The 15021-nt window shown below is 41.8% G+C and carries 12 protein-coding genes; 8 read left to right on the forward strand and 4 right to left on the reverse strand.

What is annotated here, in order from left to right; genetic code table 11:
• The first annotated feature begins 370 nt into the window (after window positions 1–370).
• Window positions 371–1243, forward strand: a complete 873-nt coding sequence (locus tag ACP69U_RS09330) for a LysR family transcriptional regulator (RefSeq protein WP_045446822.1) — start codon at window positions 371–373, stop codon at window positions 1241–1243.
• Window positions 1244–1720: 477 nt separating this feature from the next.
• Complete coding sequence (gene putP, locus ACP69U_RS09335; protein WP_426138384.1) at window positions 1721–3220, forward strand: sodium/proline symporter PutP; 1500 nt, start codon at window positions 1721–1723, stop codon at window positions 3218–3220.
• Window positions 3221–3914: 694 nt separating this feature from the next.
• Here putP and ACP69U_RS09340 read toward each other — a convergent pair.
• From ACP69U_RS09340 to ACP69U_RS09350, 3 genes are all read right to left on the reverse strand, one after another.
• Window positions 3915–5321 (reverse strand): hypothetical protein, encoded by a 1407-nt coding sequence (locus ACP69U_RS09340; protein WP_426138385.1) that lies wholly within the window; start codon window positions 5319–5321, stop codon window positions 3915–3917.
• Window positions 5322–5726: 405 nt separating this feature from the next.
• Window positions 5727–7121: an outer membrane protein transport protein gene (locus ACP69U_RS09345; protein WP_238049945.1), complete on the reverse strand. Its 1395-nt coding sequence runs from the start codon at window positions 7119–7121 to the stop codon at window positions 5727–5729.
• Window positions 7122–7327: 206 nt separating this feature from the next.
• On the reverse strand, window positions 7328–7600 hold the full coding sequence (locus ACP69U_RS09350) for a SlyX family protein (RefSeq protein WP_045455183.1): 273 nt from the start codon (window positions 7598–7600) through the stop codon (window positions 7328–7330).
• A gap of 241 nt (window positions 7601–7841) precedes the next feature.
• Here ACP69U_RS09350 and ACP69U_RS09355 point away from each other — a divergent pair, with 241 nt between their 5' ends.
• From ACP69U_RS09355 to ACP69U_RS09380, 6 genes are all read left to right on the forward strand, one after another.
• A complete protein-coding gene (locus tag ACP69U_RS09355) occupies window positions 7842–9785 on the forward strand; it encodes an ATP-binding cassette domain-containing protein (protein WP_426138386.1) in 1944 nt (647 codons plus the stop codon).
• Between the two features lie 471 nt (window positions 9786–10256).
• The gene (petA, locus tag ACP69U_RS09360; protein WP_045446807.1) at window positions 10257–10841 is read left to right on the forward strand and encodes a ubiquinol-cytochrome c reductase iron-sulfur subunit; all 585 of its coding nucleotides are present in this window, start codon (window positions 10257–10259) and stop codon (window positions 10839–10841) included.
• 22 nt (window positions 10842–10863) lie between these two features.
• Window positions 10864–12069: a cytochrome b gene (locus tag ACP69U_RS09365; RefSeq protein WP_173936707.1), complete on the forward strand. Its 1206-nt coding sequence runs from the start codon at window positions 10864–10866 to the stop codon at window positions 12067–12069.
• Entirely contained in the window at window positions 12069–12785 is a 717-nt protein-coding gene (locus ACP69U_RS09370) for a cytochrome c1 (protein ID WP_045446804.1), read from the forward strand. Before ACP69U_RS09365 ends, ACP69U_RS09370 begins: the two co-directional genes overlap by 1 nt.
• 195 nt (window positions 12786–12980) lie before the next feature.
• Complete coding sequence (locus ACP69U_RS09375) at window positions 12981–13595, forward strand: glutathione S-transferase N-terminal domain-containing protein (RefSeq protein WP_198329725.1); 615 nt, start codon at window positions 12981–12983, stop codon at window positions 13593–13595.
• 244 nt (window positions 13596–13839) lie between these two features.
• Window positions 13840–14277 (forward strand): ClpXP protease specificity-enhancing factor, encoded by a 438-nt coding sequence (locus tag ACP69U_RS09380; protein WP_426138387.1) that lies wholly within the window; start codon window positions 13840–13842, stop codon window positions 14275–14277.
• A 107-nt stretch (window positions 14278–14384) separates the two neighbouring features.
• On the opposite strand, the gene dcd is transcribed toward ACP69U_RS09380, so the two are convergent.
• Entirely contained in the window at window positions 14385–14960 is a 576-nt protein-coding gene (gene dcd / locus ACP69U_RS09385) for a dCTP deaminase (protein ID WP_426138388.1), read from the reverse strand.
• Between the last annotated feature and the right edge of the window lie 61 nt (window positions 14961–15021).

Below are 15021 nucleotides of genomic sequence, written 5' to 3' on the forward strand. Positions count from 1 at the left end.
GTTGCCTTGTACTACTTTTAAGTTGACTCGACTATAGTCTATGGTAAAAATTTTCTTTGAATTTTATACGTCGCGATACTTTATTATCAGCGGCATCGTCAGCGGCGCTTGTATCAAAATCGATATTTTTATATTGGTGATTTTACATTGATGACCATTATCAGCGCTTAAAACGTACGATGAGCTGCAAATAGTCAATTTAATAGAATAAATATGTCACAATACGTCTTGATGTCTTGTGATTATAGCAGGCTAATCCTATAATAATAATTGATGATTTTTGCCCAGACGCAAACTTTTATTTCTAATACATTGTGATTGGGTCAGCCAACTTTTATTTATAGCTCGCAAAGTAGCTAAGGACATCCGTTTGAACACCACAAACTTGACGACATTCGTTACCGTTATGCACACTGGCAGCATCTCAGGTGCCGCAGAAAAACTGTTTATCACACAGCCTGCCGTCAGTAAACGCATCAAAAATTTGGAAGATGAATTCAACATTACTTTGTTTGATACGGTGGGACGCGGCATTGTACCGACCCAAGCAGCCAATGAAATGCTGCCGCATGCCAAGCGGTGGCTAGAAGATTATGAGAATTTTAAGATTAATCTGCAACACTCTCAGCATATCGTATCTGGTAAATTAGTGATCGGCACCAGTCATCATATTGGCTTGCACCATTTAGCGCCTGTACTTAAGCATTTTATCCAAGCTTATCCTGCCGTACAACTAGAAGTACATTTCGTCGATTCAGAAAAAGCGCACAAAGCCGTACTCGATGGCGATTTATCATTAGCATTTTTAACACTGCCGCCCGTCTATGATAAGCGCTTGACCTATCATACGCTATGGTCAGACCCTCTTTACTTTATGACAGGTACGCTATCGCCTTTAGCGACCAAATCTAATGTGACACTAGAGCAATTGGCGCGCTATCCTGCTATTTTACCGTCTGCCAACACCTTTACCAGTCAAATTACCTTGGCTGAATTCGCTAAGCACAATCTGAAACCTTATGCCACGATGAGCACCAATCCTCTTGAGTCTATTCGCATGCTGGTTTCTGTTGGTCTGGGATGGTCTGTATTACCGCAAACCATGATTAGTCAAGATTTAGAACGTATCGATATGGCAGACAATATAGAGTTACAACGCTATTTGGGTGTGGTTATCAATCCGAAATTGACGCAATCTAGCAGCGTTACAGCTTTGTTAGACTTGTTAGCGCCTATTGAATAAGACTCCCGCTAAATGAGGATTAGAGCCTGCTATGGAATCCAAAAAGCACGCTATTCGCATTTACGACCCTCATGCGTTATAATACGCTTGACATTGTTTTTATAACAAAAATTTACTATAAGAACACTGATAGTCATATATTGAACACTTCGAGTAATATATGATGGTTAATAGTAGGTTTAATGGTTTTAAATGATTGGTTATATAGGTGGCCGATACTGATAAATGAGTCGCAAATGCGAGCAATCGATATGATGTAATATGGCATTCTTATTGATCTCTAAGCACTGTGAATTCGTATTAGCCCTAGAACAGCATCAATCATATAAAACTAACAGCAGATATTGAATAAAAGCCATTATGTCCTACTTAATGGCTTTTTTCGTCTTTAGATATTGTTTGGGACATCGTCTTATAACACTTAATCTTTATAGTTAAAATAATTACCGCCAACCATGTTGGTTAAGGACAATTTATATGAACGGAGTTTCTAGTGGCGTGCTGGTATCACTTGGCGCCTATTTTTTAGTGATGATTGGTATTGGCATTTACGCATACTTTAAGCAAGCCAATGATACTGAAGGCTATATGTTAGGAGGACGCAGTTTAGGTCCAGCAGTCACTGCACTATCGGCAGGTGCATCAGATATGTCAGGTTGGTTACTACTTGGCTTGCCCGGTTATATGTATGCTGACGGTGTCGTGAGTATATGGATCGCACTTGGTCTGACACTTGGTGCATTTTTAAACTACCTTATCGTGGCACCGCGTCTTCGCGTTTATACCGAAGTGGCTGACAATGCCATCACTCTACCCGATTATTTCGCCAACCGCTTCGAAGATAAGTCGCACATGCTGCGTGTTATCTCAGCCGTGGTTATCATTTTATTCTTCACGGTTTATACTGCTGCAAGTCTAGTAGGCGGTGGTAAACTCTTCGAAAGCTCACTGAATCTTTCTTATAGTACTGGTCTATGGGTCACCGCTGGCGTTGTCGTTGCTTATACGTTATTCGGTGGTTTCTTAGCCGTTTCGATGACTGACTTTGTACAGGGTATCATCATGCTATTTGCGATGGTCATTGTTCCTGTCGTCGCTTTCACTGATCTGGGTGGTATTTCAGCCACTACTCAAGCGGTTAGAAATATCGATCCAAGCTTGCTTAACATTACTAATGGGATGAGTATCCTTGGTATTGTGTCATTGATGGCATGGGGTTTAGGCTATTTTGGTCAGCCACATATCATTGTACGTTTTATGGCCATTCGCTCAGTCAAAGATATCCCTACTGCCCGTAACATCGGTATGAGCTGGATGATTGTCAGCCTTATCGGGGCACTGATGACAGGTTTTGCTGGTCGTGCGTATGTGCAAAAGACAGCGATGACTTTAGATGATCCTGAAACCATCTTTTTAGTATTTACGCAGTTTTTATTCCATCCATTGGTTTCAGGCTTCTTATTAGCTGCAATTTTAGCTGCGATTATGAGTACCATCTCATCACAGCTATTGGTAGTATCAAGCTCATTGACTAAAGATGTCTATAAGTTGTTTTTTGATCAAGATGCACCTGAGGCACGTCAAGTATTGGTCGGCCGCATCTCTGTAATCATTGTCGCCGTTGTTGCCATTTTACTGGCGTCTAATCCAGAAAGCTCAGTATTGAATTTGGTTTCTAACGCTTGGGCAGGGTTTGGTGCCGCATTTGGACCGTTGGTTATTTTCAGCCTAATCTGGCGCGGTATGAACCGTAACGGTGCAGTTGCTGGTATGGTGGTCGGTGCATTGACGGTTATCCTATGGATTTACGGTCCTTTCCAGATGAATGGCATGGCACTCAATAGCTGGTTATATGCTATCGTTCCCGGCTTTATCTTAAGTACAATCGCCATTTTTGCGGTAAGTATCATGACAGGCGGTCCAAAAGCCTCTGTTACTGCGAAGTTTAAAGAAATGGAACTTAATTTAAATAAATAAGCTTATCGATATAATTATCACTATAAAAAAACCTCGCCATTATTGGCGAGGTTTTTTATTGATGACTATTAAATATAATACCTAGGACATTGGTACATAAGTAAGCTATGATTATTTCTATTAGAGATCTCATACTTAGCTAATAGCGCTATAACATTTCATAATTCAGGTGTTAACTTTTCACTCAATCATCACGCTTGTAGCCACTTATGCTATGTCATTAATCATCTAACTTGTTAGTGTAAGATATACTACTGAATAAATTTATAATGCACCTCAAATATCAAAGATAAATGGATAAGCAGAACTACCTCAGCGAGGCTAAAAAGTTAGAGATATGGCAGTTATGATATCTATTAGCGCTGAGAGGTCAATGAGTCTTGGATTTAAGTGTGTTTCAAGAAGCGTATATTTCAGCTGAAATATACTTATGATCGTCATAACTCAATGATGTTGTGGCTTATGTTTGAGGCAAATATCGTTTCATTGCAGGCAAGAAACCAATCACCGCCTTCTTAGACATCGCCTAAAAAAGGCTGTCAAATAAATTTATTATTTTGCTAAAAACCTTTATGCACACTTTAAAGTCGTTGATTTAATGTTCTTTTATATCAATTTCTATTTCGAACACCGATAAAAAAGCGACCCATCACGGATCGCTTTTTTTATGTATCAATACGGCAAAATATGCGTATTATTTAGTGTCTTGGTAAGACAATTTTACACCAAATATGTATCCATCATTATCCTGAAAATCACCAACAATTTTACCACTTGGCAACACACCTTGGGCATCGCCGAACCATAAGTATTTACCACCCGCTGATACTGCCCAGTTTTCTGTCACGTTATACTTTGCACCCAAACCAGCGCTGTAATAGCCTTCGATAGGACCTAACGAGGTGACAGGGTTACCAGCACCACTATCCCAACCAACGGTACCACTAATTGCAAGTGCTGGCGCAACACGTTTGGCAAGACCAAGCTCAACTTGCCATTGATCCTCTTCGTACTCAACCAAGTTCAAACCATCAGGTCCATAAGATCTTTTACTAACTTCATTATATAGTGGCGGCGTAATCTTAAAGTCACCCCAAGGTACCCAGCGCACTTTTGCAGTTGCTAACGTTGTAGGGTTAATACCCGTTTGAAAATCAAAGTTTACGGATTTAGGAGTAGTAATTTCCATATTACTGGTACGATTGGCTGCAGCTGGATCACCAGCTAAAGCACCTGCAATCGGGTAGTTTTCAGCAATCTTCATGTTGTGGTCGATTTCAGAACGATAGGTCAGCGCTGCTTTTAAGGCAATTTCAGGTTTGCTATAGGCAATACCAGCTATATAACCATAGTCCATATCAGGGCTGTTACGTGAGGTATAGCCAGTAGCAGGACCATAAGCCAAACCTCGTAATTTTACTTCAGACTCAATACGCTGAGCAACTGGACCACCGTATACTTGAAACTCTTTATTGGCACCAAATTTTGCCCCAAGAATAGCTGTCAGGCTGTTACTACGTACTTCAACATTAGTACCTTCCCCTGCATTAGCTGCTTCAGCATTTGCGATACCTACTGCTCCACGCAAACCATCTAACTGCGCTTGCTGTTCATCTGTCAAGACTCCAGCCGTTTCTCCTGGCGTGAGCGCACCTATTCCAGCCAAAGCTGCGGCATAAGTGGGAGCTTGATTGTTAGTAATGGCAGCGACAGAAGCATCAAGATCGCCTTTCGACACAAAATTGTTGTCGCCAGTATATTGCGCTGCTGCGCCAAAGGGCTCATCATATAAGATACCAACACTAAAGGTTTCATTGATATCTGTTTTTACACCATAACGAAAAAAATCATAATACTCAGCGATATCGCCAGTCTTATCATCTCTAACATAGGTATTGTTGCTAGGAACGTTATTGGCACTATCATAACCACTAACGTCAGCATCGATATAGGTGTAAACAGCTTCAGCATAGGTGCCATCTTGGAGGAAGGCTGTGACATCTTGACCCGAACGATCAAGACCTGCAGCATTGGTCATAGTAGCTACAGAAATAGTAGCAATAGCTACGGCAAGAGTTTTTAAGTGAAAAGTAGCGCGCATTGTGTATCTCCAAACGTCCTTGTTGTTTTACTACTTAAATAATCAATATTTAGCATTGCTGCGCATAACTTTATGATTATAAAAGTCGTGTCCTGAGATGAATACTAATGCCTTTTTGACACTAAAACAACAATTAAAGTGCTTTATTTCCCGAATATGACTGGACAGTACAAATAAGATACACGTACAAAACTAATATCTAGTTTTTCATTCTGATATTTTTTAAATTGCTCTCAGTATTTTTTAGAGATAGCAGGCAGATACTTATCTGTTATAACTTAATAATTCTAAAATACTCCAATCCTTTATTAAACTTAAATACACTGGCATAAAAAAGCGACCCAATCAGGATCGCTTTTTATTATTTAGACTATGGATTTATAATTTAGCAAATTACACATCACATTAGTTTGCTTGGTAAGAAAGCTTCACGCCAAGTGCAAAACCATCGTTGTCTTCAAAGTTACTAACCACGGCTTTAGTCGGAATTTGGCCTTTAGCATCACCGAACCATAAGTATTTACCACCAGCTGATACTGCCCAGTTTTCAGTCACATTGTACTTGGCACCCAAACCAGCACTGTAGTAGCCTTCGATAGGACCTAGCGAGGTTACAGGGTTACCAGCACCACTATCCCAACCGACAGTACCTGTCACTGCTAATGCTGGCGTCATGCGCTTGGCGAGACCTAGCTCAACTTGCCATTGATCTTCATCGTAACTAACTAATGCCAAGCCTTCATCATCTTTTGTCGATATTTTACTGACATCATTGTATAGTGACGGTACGATAGCAAAATCACTCCAAGGCACCCAACGGACTTTCGCAGTAGCTAGCATGGTAGGATTGATACCCGTCTGGAAATCAAAGTTGACTGATTCTGGCGTATTGATTTCAATATCAGAATGTCTGGTAGTCGGCAACGCTAGACCAGCGGTAGCACCTGCAGCCGTAGCAATTGGAAAAGTCTCAAAAGCTTTTGCATTGTGCTTGATTTCAGAGCGATACGTCAAAGCAGCTTTAAGTGCAATTTCAGGCTTGCTATAAGCCATACCAGCGATCCAGCCATAGTCTTGGTCATTACTGATGTGAGTGGTATAACCCTTGGCTGAACTGTATGCGTCACCGCGCAATTTTACATCTGCCTTTACGCGCTGAGCCACTGGACCACCATAAGCTTGAAACTCTTTGTTAGCACCAAATTTAGCACCAAGAATACCAGTAATGCTCTCAGTACGTACTTCTACTTGCGTCGCTTCGCCCGCTACTGCTGCTAGACCTTTAGCGGCTTCAAGACCAATAAGCTGACCTTGAGCGGCTTGTAACTGCTCAGCAGTTAGACCACCTGGATTACCTGGAGCAAGCGCCCCTTGCAATTGTGGTATTAATACGTTATCGACATAAGCTTCGGTAATATTAGGGTTTTTTGTAAAGTCTTGAATGATAGCGTCACGATCACTTTCGGTAACGAAATCGTTTTGACCGTTATAATCAGCGGCGGCACCAAAAGGCTCATCATATAAAATACCGATGCTAAACGTGTCGTTAATATCTGCTTTTACACCATAACGGAAAAAATCATAAGACTCTGCGATATCATTGAGCTTATTGCCTGACAAGTCTTTACCACTCACATCGGCATCGATATAAGTATAAACAGATTCGGCATAGGTGCCATCTTGTAAGAATGCAGTGATATCTTGACCTGAACGATCAAGACCAGCAGCACTAGCAACGCTAGCAATAGAAAGAGCAGCAACAGCTACTGTGAGAGTTTTCAAATGAAAATTTGCGCGCATTATGTATCTCCAAACGTCCGCATTGTTTTACTACTTTACTTAATTTTAATAAGCAAGCAGCATCCGAGGTGGAGGATAGTAATGATTTTCGAACATTAAAACAACTGCAAAAACACATTATTTCCTGATTATGACTGAACAGTATCTGTATCTCACAATGCGGATATAATAGTTATAAATTTTCTACCATTTAGTTTTTGCAGATATTAATAATGAGGGGGTCTTTCTGCCATTACATCAAAAGGTGCAATGCCGCCTTCAGGATCCTGACTTTCCACTTGTTTATAGATCAGCTGCAACTGTCGTTGTAATGTCTGAATATCTTTATCTTGCCGCGCAATCACCTCATCGAGTCGCTCTACTGTCATCTCTAGATGCGCCATACTCATCTGTAAATCAATGACTTGTTGCGTTTGTAAGTCAGCATGCACAGCTAAAGCCTCGTTCTGAGCTTTATCTTGAGGATTAAATTGATTCATATTTTTCTCTGAATTATCATAAACATAAGACTGGTAGAATTCATTAATAAAATGGCTCGATGACCGATAAAAAGTAGCAATTAGACGACGATGCTCTTTATAAAATAGCAGCCGTTAATAAAAGCTATAAATAGTGCGGATAAAATCATTTACGCTCACTACAGTCACGTGATGGCATGTTATACTGCTCGCAATTTTGCAGCAACCCCTACCTCACTATTATATAAGCTTAAGATATTCTATGGCTCTGATACATTTAAAAGATATCCACCTCGCTTTTGGCGTCGCTCCTGTTCTTGATGGCATTGATTTTGCTATTGAAGCAGGTGAACGTGTCTGTTTAATTGGCCGTAATGGCGAAGGCAAATCCACCTTATTTAAGCTAATTAACGGTACCTTGCAACCTGATAGCGGCGAAGTCATTATCAATAGCAGCGTGCGCGTTGCGATGCTAGAACAAGACGTTCCCGAGACAAGCGGACGTATCCTAGACATCGTTATGGGTGGTAGCAGCCGCACGGCTGAGCTGCTTATCAACTACAATGCCCAAACAGATTTATGTGCCAATGGCGACATGGATGCCTGCGAGCGTATGGCCGATTTGCAGCATGATATCGATGCGGTACACGGTTGGGATTTAGAACGAGAAGCCACCCGCCTGATCAAAACCATGGGGCTGGATCCAGATGATGATTTGTCTTCATTATCAGGTGGTCGTAAGCGCCGTATACTACTAGCACGCTCATTGGTCACCAAACCTGATGTACTGCTGCTCGATGAGCCTACCAACCATTTAGACGTTGATAGTATTGAATGGCTAGAGCGCTTTTTATTGGATTGGCAAGGTCTAACATTGTTGTTTGTCACCCATGATAGAGCATTCGTCAACAAACTATCGACGCGCATCATTGAGCTAGATCGTGGTCAATTAACCAGCTATGACGTCACTCAAGGCGAAGGTGGCTATGCACGCTATCAAGAGCTAAAAGAGCTACAGTTACTCGCTGAAGAAAAAAATAACGCCAACTTTGATAAAAAACTGGCGCAAGAAGAAGTTTGGATTCGCCAAGGTATCAAAGCCCGCCGTACTCGTAATGAAGGCCGTGTCCGTGAGCTAAAAGCACTGCGTGAAGAGCGTAGCGATCGCCGTGAGCAAGTCGGTAACGTTAATATCACCATGGGTCAAGGCGAGAAAAGCGGTAAGCTGGTCTGTAAAGTCAAAAACTTACATCTTGAGTATGATGGCAACGTATTGGTTGATAACTTTACGACCACTATCATGCGCGGCGATAAAATCGGTATTGTCGGACCCAACGGTGCGGGCAAAACCACACTGATTAAAGCCTTACTCGATATGTCTGATGATGAAGTCACCAAAACTGGTAGTGTTGAATTAGGCACTAACTTAAAAATTGCCTTCTTTGACCAGTTGCGCGATCAGTTAGACCTTGAAGCCAGTGTGGCGCAAAACGTCTCTGAAGGTTCAGATTTCGTCGAAGTGGGTGGTCGCAAGACACACATCATGAGCTATCTACAAGACTTCTTATTTGCCCCAGAGCGTGCGCGTACCCCAGTCAAAGCATTATCAGGTGGTGAGCGTAACCGCGTGCTACTTGCCAAGCAGCTATTAAAGCCTGCCAACATTCTGGTACTTGATGAGCCAACCAACGACTTGGATATGGCGACACTTGAGCTACTAGAAGAGTCCGTCGCCAGCTTTGGCGGTACGATTTTGCTCATCAGCCATGACCGCTCATTTATGGACAATGTCGTTACCTCTACTTGGGTATTTGACCAAGATGAAGACGGCAAAGGTATCGTTAAAGAGTATGTCGGTGGTTATCAAGAATACTTGGTACAGAAAAACCGTGAGCAAGCAGCACACGCGGCTAGAGCACCAGCCAATAATGCAAATACTGCCAGTAAAGTTACCAATAATACAACCGCAGCAAAACCTAACAAAGCTGCCAAAAAGCTCAATTTCAATGAACAGCGTGAACTGGACAATTTGCCAAAAGAAATCGCTGCGTTAGAAGCTGAGCAAGCCCAATTGCAAGAGAAACTGGCTGATGGGTCATGGTTCACCACTGACGTTAATGCAGCGACTGCCGCAAGTGAGCGCCTACTGACGATTGAAGATGAGATGATGAGTAAGCTTGAGCGTTGGAGTGAGCTTGAGAGCTAATGTTAGCGACTGAAGCCATGTTTTATAAAACTTGAAGTTTGATAAGATATGAAAAATAATGAAATAATCACCGTGTTGTTCTTATAAAGCGGTGATTATTGGTTTACGACTACTTACATAGTAGTTAGGTGCTGAAAGTTAGTGAACATTACCTTAATTTCGAGTATCATTCGCTATTGCAAAATATCCTTATTAATTATAAGGTCATCACGCTTATAACCCTTGCCAAAAAATCTATGTGAGACATTGATAATGCAGCTATTTTGCATCAATTCTCCTATTCAACCTTAGAGTATGTTCTATCAAGGTTGCTTTATTTTTAACGCAATAATTTATTTTATCACCGAAATAGCTTAGAATAGCAACAATTAGCAAAATTAGGCACAGCCAAAGTGGCTTGATATTGTACATTTTCTAAGCCACAAACCCAGTGTGGGATAATCCCATTTCATTCACCTGGAGGAAGTATTAATGAGCCAAGCCGAAGGCGTTAACGTACAACGCCGTAGAGTTCTTATTGCCTCGACTGCCGCGATTGGTGCAGCTGGGGTAGCTGCTGTGGCAACACCTTTTGTCCGTTCTTGGTACCCAAGCGCTAAAGCTGAGGCTGCAGGGGCTGCAGTGACCCAAGATATTGGTTCTATCGAAGCAGGACAGATGATCGTTGTCAAATATCGCGGTAAACCCATTTTTGTGGTCAAACGCACAGAAGACATGCTAGCGACTTTAGCGTCAGTAAAACCTTTACTGTCTGACCCTGAATCTGATGCATCATTACAACCTGAATACTGTAAAAATCCAGAACGCTCTATCTCACCAGAAGTCTTGGTAGTAGAAGGCGTCTGTACACATTTAGGTTGTGCACCAAACTACCGTCCTGATGTTGGCGCGGCTGACTTGGGTGGTAATGATTGGTATGGCGGATTTTTCTGCCCATGCCACGGGTCTAAATATGACTTGGCGGGTCGCGTTTATAGTGGCGTTCCTGCACCGCTTAACTTACCTGTCCCAGATTACAACATGGATGGTACCATCTTGACGATTGGGGAGGCTTAATATGAGCATGGGTAAAAAGTTAATGCATTGGGTGGACGCACGCTTTCCAGCGACCGAAACCTATGAATACCATATGTCAAAGTACTATGCACCAAAAAACTTTAATTTTTGGTACTTTTTTGGCGTGTTATCAATGGTGGTATTGGTTAACCAATTGGTAACAGGTATTTGGCTGACCATGATGTACAACCCAAGTGCCGAAGGGGCATTTGCATCTGTTGAATACATCATGCGCGATGTCAAAGGTGGTTGGCTCATCCGTTATATGCACTCAACTGGCGCATCTGCGTTCTTTGTGGTCGTATATCTGCATATGTTCAGAGCACTGCTATATGGTTCATACCAGAAACCACGTGAGCTTATTTGGCTTATCGGTATGGGTATTTACTTAGCATTGATGGCAGAAGGTTTCTTCGGTTACCTACTTCCTTGGGGCAATATGTCATTTTGGGGTGCACAGGTTATCTTGAACCTTCCTGCTGCTCTACCTGTGATTGGTGATGGGCTTGCAGAATGGGTACGTGGTGATTATATTATCTCAGGTATCACCCTAAACCGCTTCTTTGCTCTACATGTGGTTGCTATCCCGCTCGTACTTGTGGGCTTAGTATTCATGCATATTGTAGCGCTACACCATGTGGGTTCGAACAACCCTGATGGTATTGATATCAAGAAGCTAAAAGATAAAAATGGTGTGCCGTTAGATGGTATTGAATTCCATCCGTACTACACAGTACACGATATGATTGGTATCGTGGTCTTCTTTATCTTGTTCTTTGCAGTGGTATTCTTCTTCCCAGAAGGCGGCGGATTCTTCCTTGAGCCACCAAACTTTGAGACAGCGAATTCATTGAAAACACCAGCACACATTGCACCAGTATGGTATTACACGCCATTCTATGCCATTTTACGTGCGGTTCCTGACAAGTTGGGTGGTGTGATTGCGATGGGTGGTGCGATTGCCGTACTATTCTTGATACCATGGTTAGACAGATCGCCTGTACGCTCTATACGTTATAAAGGCATTTTATCTAAAATTGCTTTAACCGTGTTTGCGATTAGTTTCTTAGTTTTAGGTTACTTAGGCGCGACGCCAACGACACCAACAGCAACATTGATGGCTCGTATCTTCACTGTTTTGTATTTCTTGTTTTTCTTACTGATGCCAATTTATACCTCTATTGAGAAGTGTAAACAGCCACCAGAACGCGTTACCGGAGGTCACTAATGAACACGCTAATTAAATCCCTAGCGGGTCTAGGCTTAGGCGCGGCATTAACCTTGACGGCTGGTACTGCACTGGCAGCTGGTGGCGGTGGATGTGGCACATTCACCAATGCTGAGGGTGTTGAAGAACACTTAGCTTGTAGTACTGCTCCTATTGATTTTACCAATAAGGGCTCGCTACAAAACGGTGCGAAAATCTTTATGAACTACTGTGCTGGTTGTCACTCTGCACAGTATGTTCGTCACTCGCGCATTGCTAAAGATTTAGAGATACCACCTGAGTTGGTCGAAAAGTATTTGATGGTCACCACCGATCAAATCGGTGATCATATCAATGCTGAAATTGATCCTGAAGTACAAGCATCATGGTTTGGCGCAGCACCACCAGACTTATCACTTGAAACCAGACTACGTGGCGATGACTGGGTATATACTTACCTGTTATCGTTTTATGAAGACCCAAGCCGTCCTTGGGGTGCCAATAACTTAGTACTTGCCAATGCGGCGATGCCTCATGTATTGCATAATATGCAAGAAGAGCTGAGTGCTGAAGAGTTTGAATCTGAAGTGGGTGATTTGGTTAACTTTATGGCGTGGATGGCAGAGCCTAACCGTCATGACCGTCAAGTGATTGGCTTCTTTGTGATTTTATTCTTATTAGTATTACTCATTCCAGTTTACTTATTGAACAAAGAATTCTGGAAAGATGTAAAATAATTAAGTATTAAAAAATATATTTTTATCGAAAAAAAGGCACTACTCTGGTAGTGCCTTTTTTTGTCTCTTAAAAGACCATAAAACACTGAACCATTATTTAAAACAAGGCTCACCCGCAATGTTTACGTACCTTGCCTTGATAATCAGGGCAACTTTGTTTACGATGATAGGCTTTACTATTAACATTAGGCTTTCATGATTGATGCGAACGACATTCCAAGTAGTCAGCTGATTTTATACGCTGATGACGGCTACGACAGTCATGTAGTGCGCCTATTGCTTGAGGAAAAAAAGCTTGCCTATTATCTATCACGCTTGCACTCCGAACGGCCTGAAGATTTAACCGAGCTGAATCCCTATCACACCTTACCTGTTCTGCAACAACGTGAAATCGCACTGTATGAGATCAACGTTATCTTTGAGTATCTTGAAGAGCGTTACCATACAAACAAGCTACTGCCGGATACCCCGCAAGAGCGTGCCCAATTTCGCCAGCTGGCCTGGCGTATTCAGCATGATTGGCTGGTACTCGGTAAGCGTCTACTCATGCACCCTAATAGCTTTAATAAAGCACAAGCTGCTATTGCGAAAAAACAGTTAAGCGATTCTTTGATTACTTTATCACCACTGTTTGCTCATAAACCTTATTTTATGGCAGACGATTTTGGCTGGTGTGATGTATTGTTAGCACCTTTGTTATGGCGACTTGAAGAAATGGGAATTGAGCTGCCACGCGCGATTAGTCGCCCCTTATTTGATTATCAACAGCGGGTCTTTGAGCGTACTAGCTTTCAAAAAAGTGTGCGTTAATTAGGGTGTATCCTCAATCTGAGCATTAAACCTTAAATGGGTCAAAAATGACTAAATCTTTGTCAAATAGCTTGCTTATATTTAGATATTATCAGTACTATTTTCCTTGTTTGGCTGCAATTTTTATCACCATTTTCAAAATCAGGACACGCCCTAGACAATGCTTAACCGCTGTCTTAAAATAGAAAACAACAAAATATCTGTAAGTTATTATCTTTAAATTATCAGTATAGGAAACCCTTAGATGAGCGAAACCACCTCTATTACCCCAACACGTCCCTATATGGTGCGCGCGCTTTATCAGTGGATAGAAGACAATCAACTAACGCCTTATCTGATGGTTGATGCCACTGCCGAAAACTTACAGATTCCAAGGGAACACGTGCAAGATGGTCGTATTGTATTGAATATTGCCAGCCGTGCGACTGGTAATATGAGTATGGAAAATGATTACATTCATTTTAGTGCGCGTTTTGGCGGCGTGTCACAAGAGATTTGGGTACCAATGACGTCGGTATTAGGTATTTATGCAAAAGAAAACTCGCAAGGGATGTTTTTTGACCCCAATGAATATGACAACTATCAACCTGAAGATGATGCAATAGTAAGCTCACAGAAAAGCCCTACTGCGACACCTAAAGCCAAACGTGATAATAAAGCAGGTTTAAAAGTATTGAAATAGTCAATTTTTCGGTATAAAAAAGGCTGATCGTATTATATACGGTCAGCCTTTTTGTGATTACTCTAAAAGATTTATCATTGTGCACTTTCAGTTAACACGTAAGATTACTAGGTTCTTGGCAATGTCACGCCGCGCTGACCTTGATACTTACCACCGCGATCTTTATAGCTGGTTTCACATACGTCATCAGTATCGCTTTGGAAAAATAGCATTTGTGCCACTCCTTCGCCTGCGTAAATACGCGCTGGTAGATTGGTGGTATTACTAAATTCCAAAGTGACATGCCCTTCCCATTCAGGCTCCAGCGGCGTCACGTTGACGATAATTCCGCAACGGGCATACGTTGATTTACCAAGACAGATCGTCAATACATCACGTGGAATACGGAAATATTCCATGGTGCGTGCTAGCGCAAACGAATTTGGCGGAATAATGCACTCGTCACCGATGACATCAATAAAGCTTTTCTCATCAAAGTTTTTTGGATCTACAATCACCGAATGAACATTGGTAAAAACTTTAAATTCAGGCGCGCAGCGTACATCATAACCATAGCTTGACGTACCGTAGCTAACCAAACGTTCGCCTGCATCATTAAAACGTACTTGACCCGCTTCAAACGGCTCAATCATGCCGTGTTCTTCAGCCATTTTACGAATCCAGCGGTCAGACTTGATAGACATTTTTGTTCCTTAGCAGCTATAAAATAAAATTTACGATATGAAGGGTATTTTGATAGCGACG

Origin of the sequence: Psychrobacter sp. TWR1-1-1, assembly GCF_049895865.1 — a bacterium.
Classification (GTDB): Bacteria; Pseudomonadota; Gammaproteobacteria; order Pseudomonadales; family Moraxellaceae; genus Psychrobacter; species Psychrobacter immobilis_A.

What these genes read in the sequence shown, in the direction of transcription:
- putP (WP_426138384.1), top strand. Translation starts at nt 1,721, where the DNA reads ATGAACGGAGTTTCTAGTGGCGTGCTGGTATCACTTGGCGCCTATTTT.
- ACP69U_RS09340 (WP_426138385.1), bottom strand. Translation starts at nt 5,321, where the DNA reads ATGCGCGCTACTTTTCACTTAAAAACTCTTGCCGTAGCTATTGCTACT.
- ACP69U_RS09345 (WP_238049945.1), bottom strand. Translation starts at nt 7,121, where the DNA reads ATGCGCGCAAATTTTCATTTGAAAACTCTCACAGTAGCTGTTGCTGCT.
- ACP69U_RS09350 (WP_045455183.1), bottom strand. Translation starts at nt 7,600, where the DNA reads ATGAATCAATTTAATCCTCAAGATAAAGCTCAGAACGAGGCTTTAGCT.
- ACP69U_RS09355 (WP_426138386.1), top strand. Translation starts at nt 7,842, where the DNA reads ATGGCTCTGATACATTTAAAAGATATCCACCTCGCTTTTGGCGTCGCT.
- petA (WP_045446807.1), top strand. Translation starts at nt 10,257, where the DNA reads ATGAGCCAAGCCGAAGGCGTTAACGTACAACGCCGTAGAGTTCTTATT.
- ACP69U_RS09365 (WP_173936707.1), top strand. Translation starts at nt 10,864, where the DNA reads ATGCATTGGGTGGACGCACGCTTTCCAGCGACCGAAACCTATGAATAC.
- ACP69U_RS09370 (WP_045446804.1), top strand. Translation starts at nt 12,069, where the DNA reads ATGAACACGCTAATTAAATCCCTAGCGGGTCTAGGCTTAGGCGCGGCA.
- ACP69U_RS09375 (WP_198329725.1), top strand. Translation starts at nt 12,981, where the DNA reads ATGATTGATGCGAACGACATTCCAAGTAGTCAGCTGATTTTATACGCT.
- ACP69U_RS09380 (WP_426138387.1), top strand. Translation starts at nt 13,840, where the DNA reads ATGAGCGAAACCACCTCTATTACCCCAACACGTCCCTATATGGTGCGC.
- dcd (WP_426138388.1), bottom strand. Translation starts at nt 14,960, where the DNA reads ATGTCTATCAAGTCTGACCGCTGGATTCGTAAAATGGCTGAAGAACAC.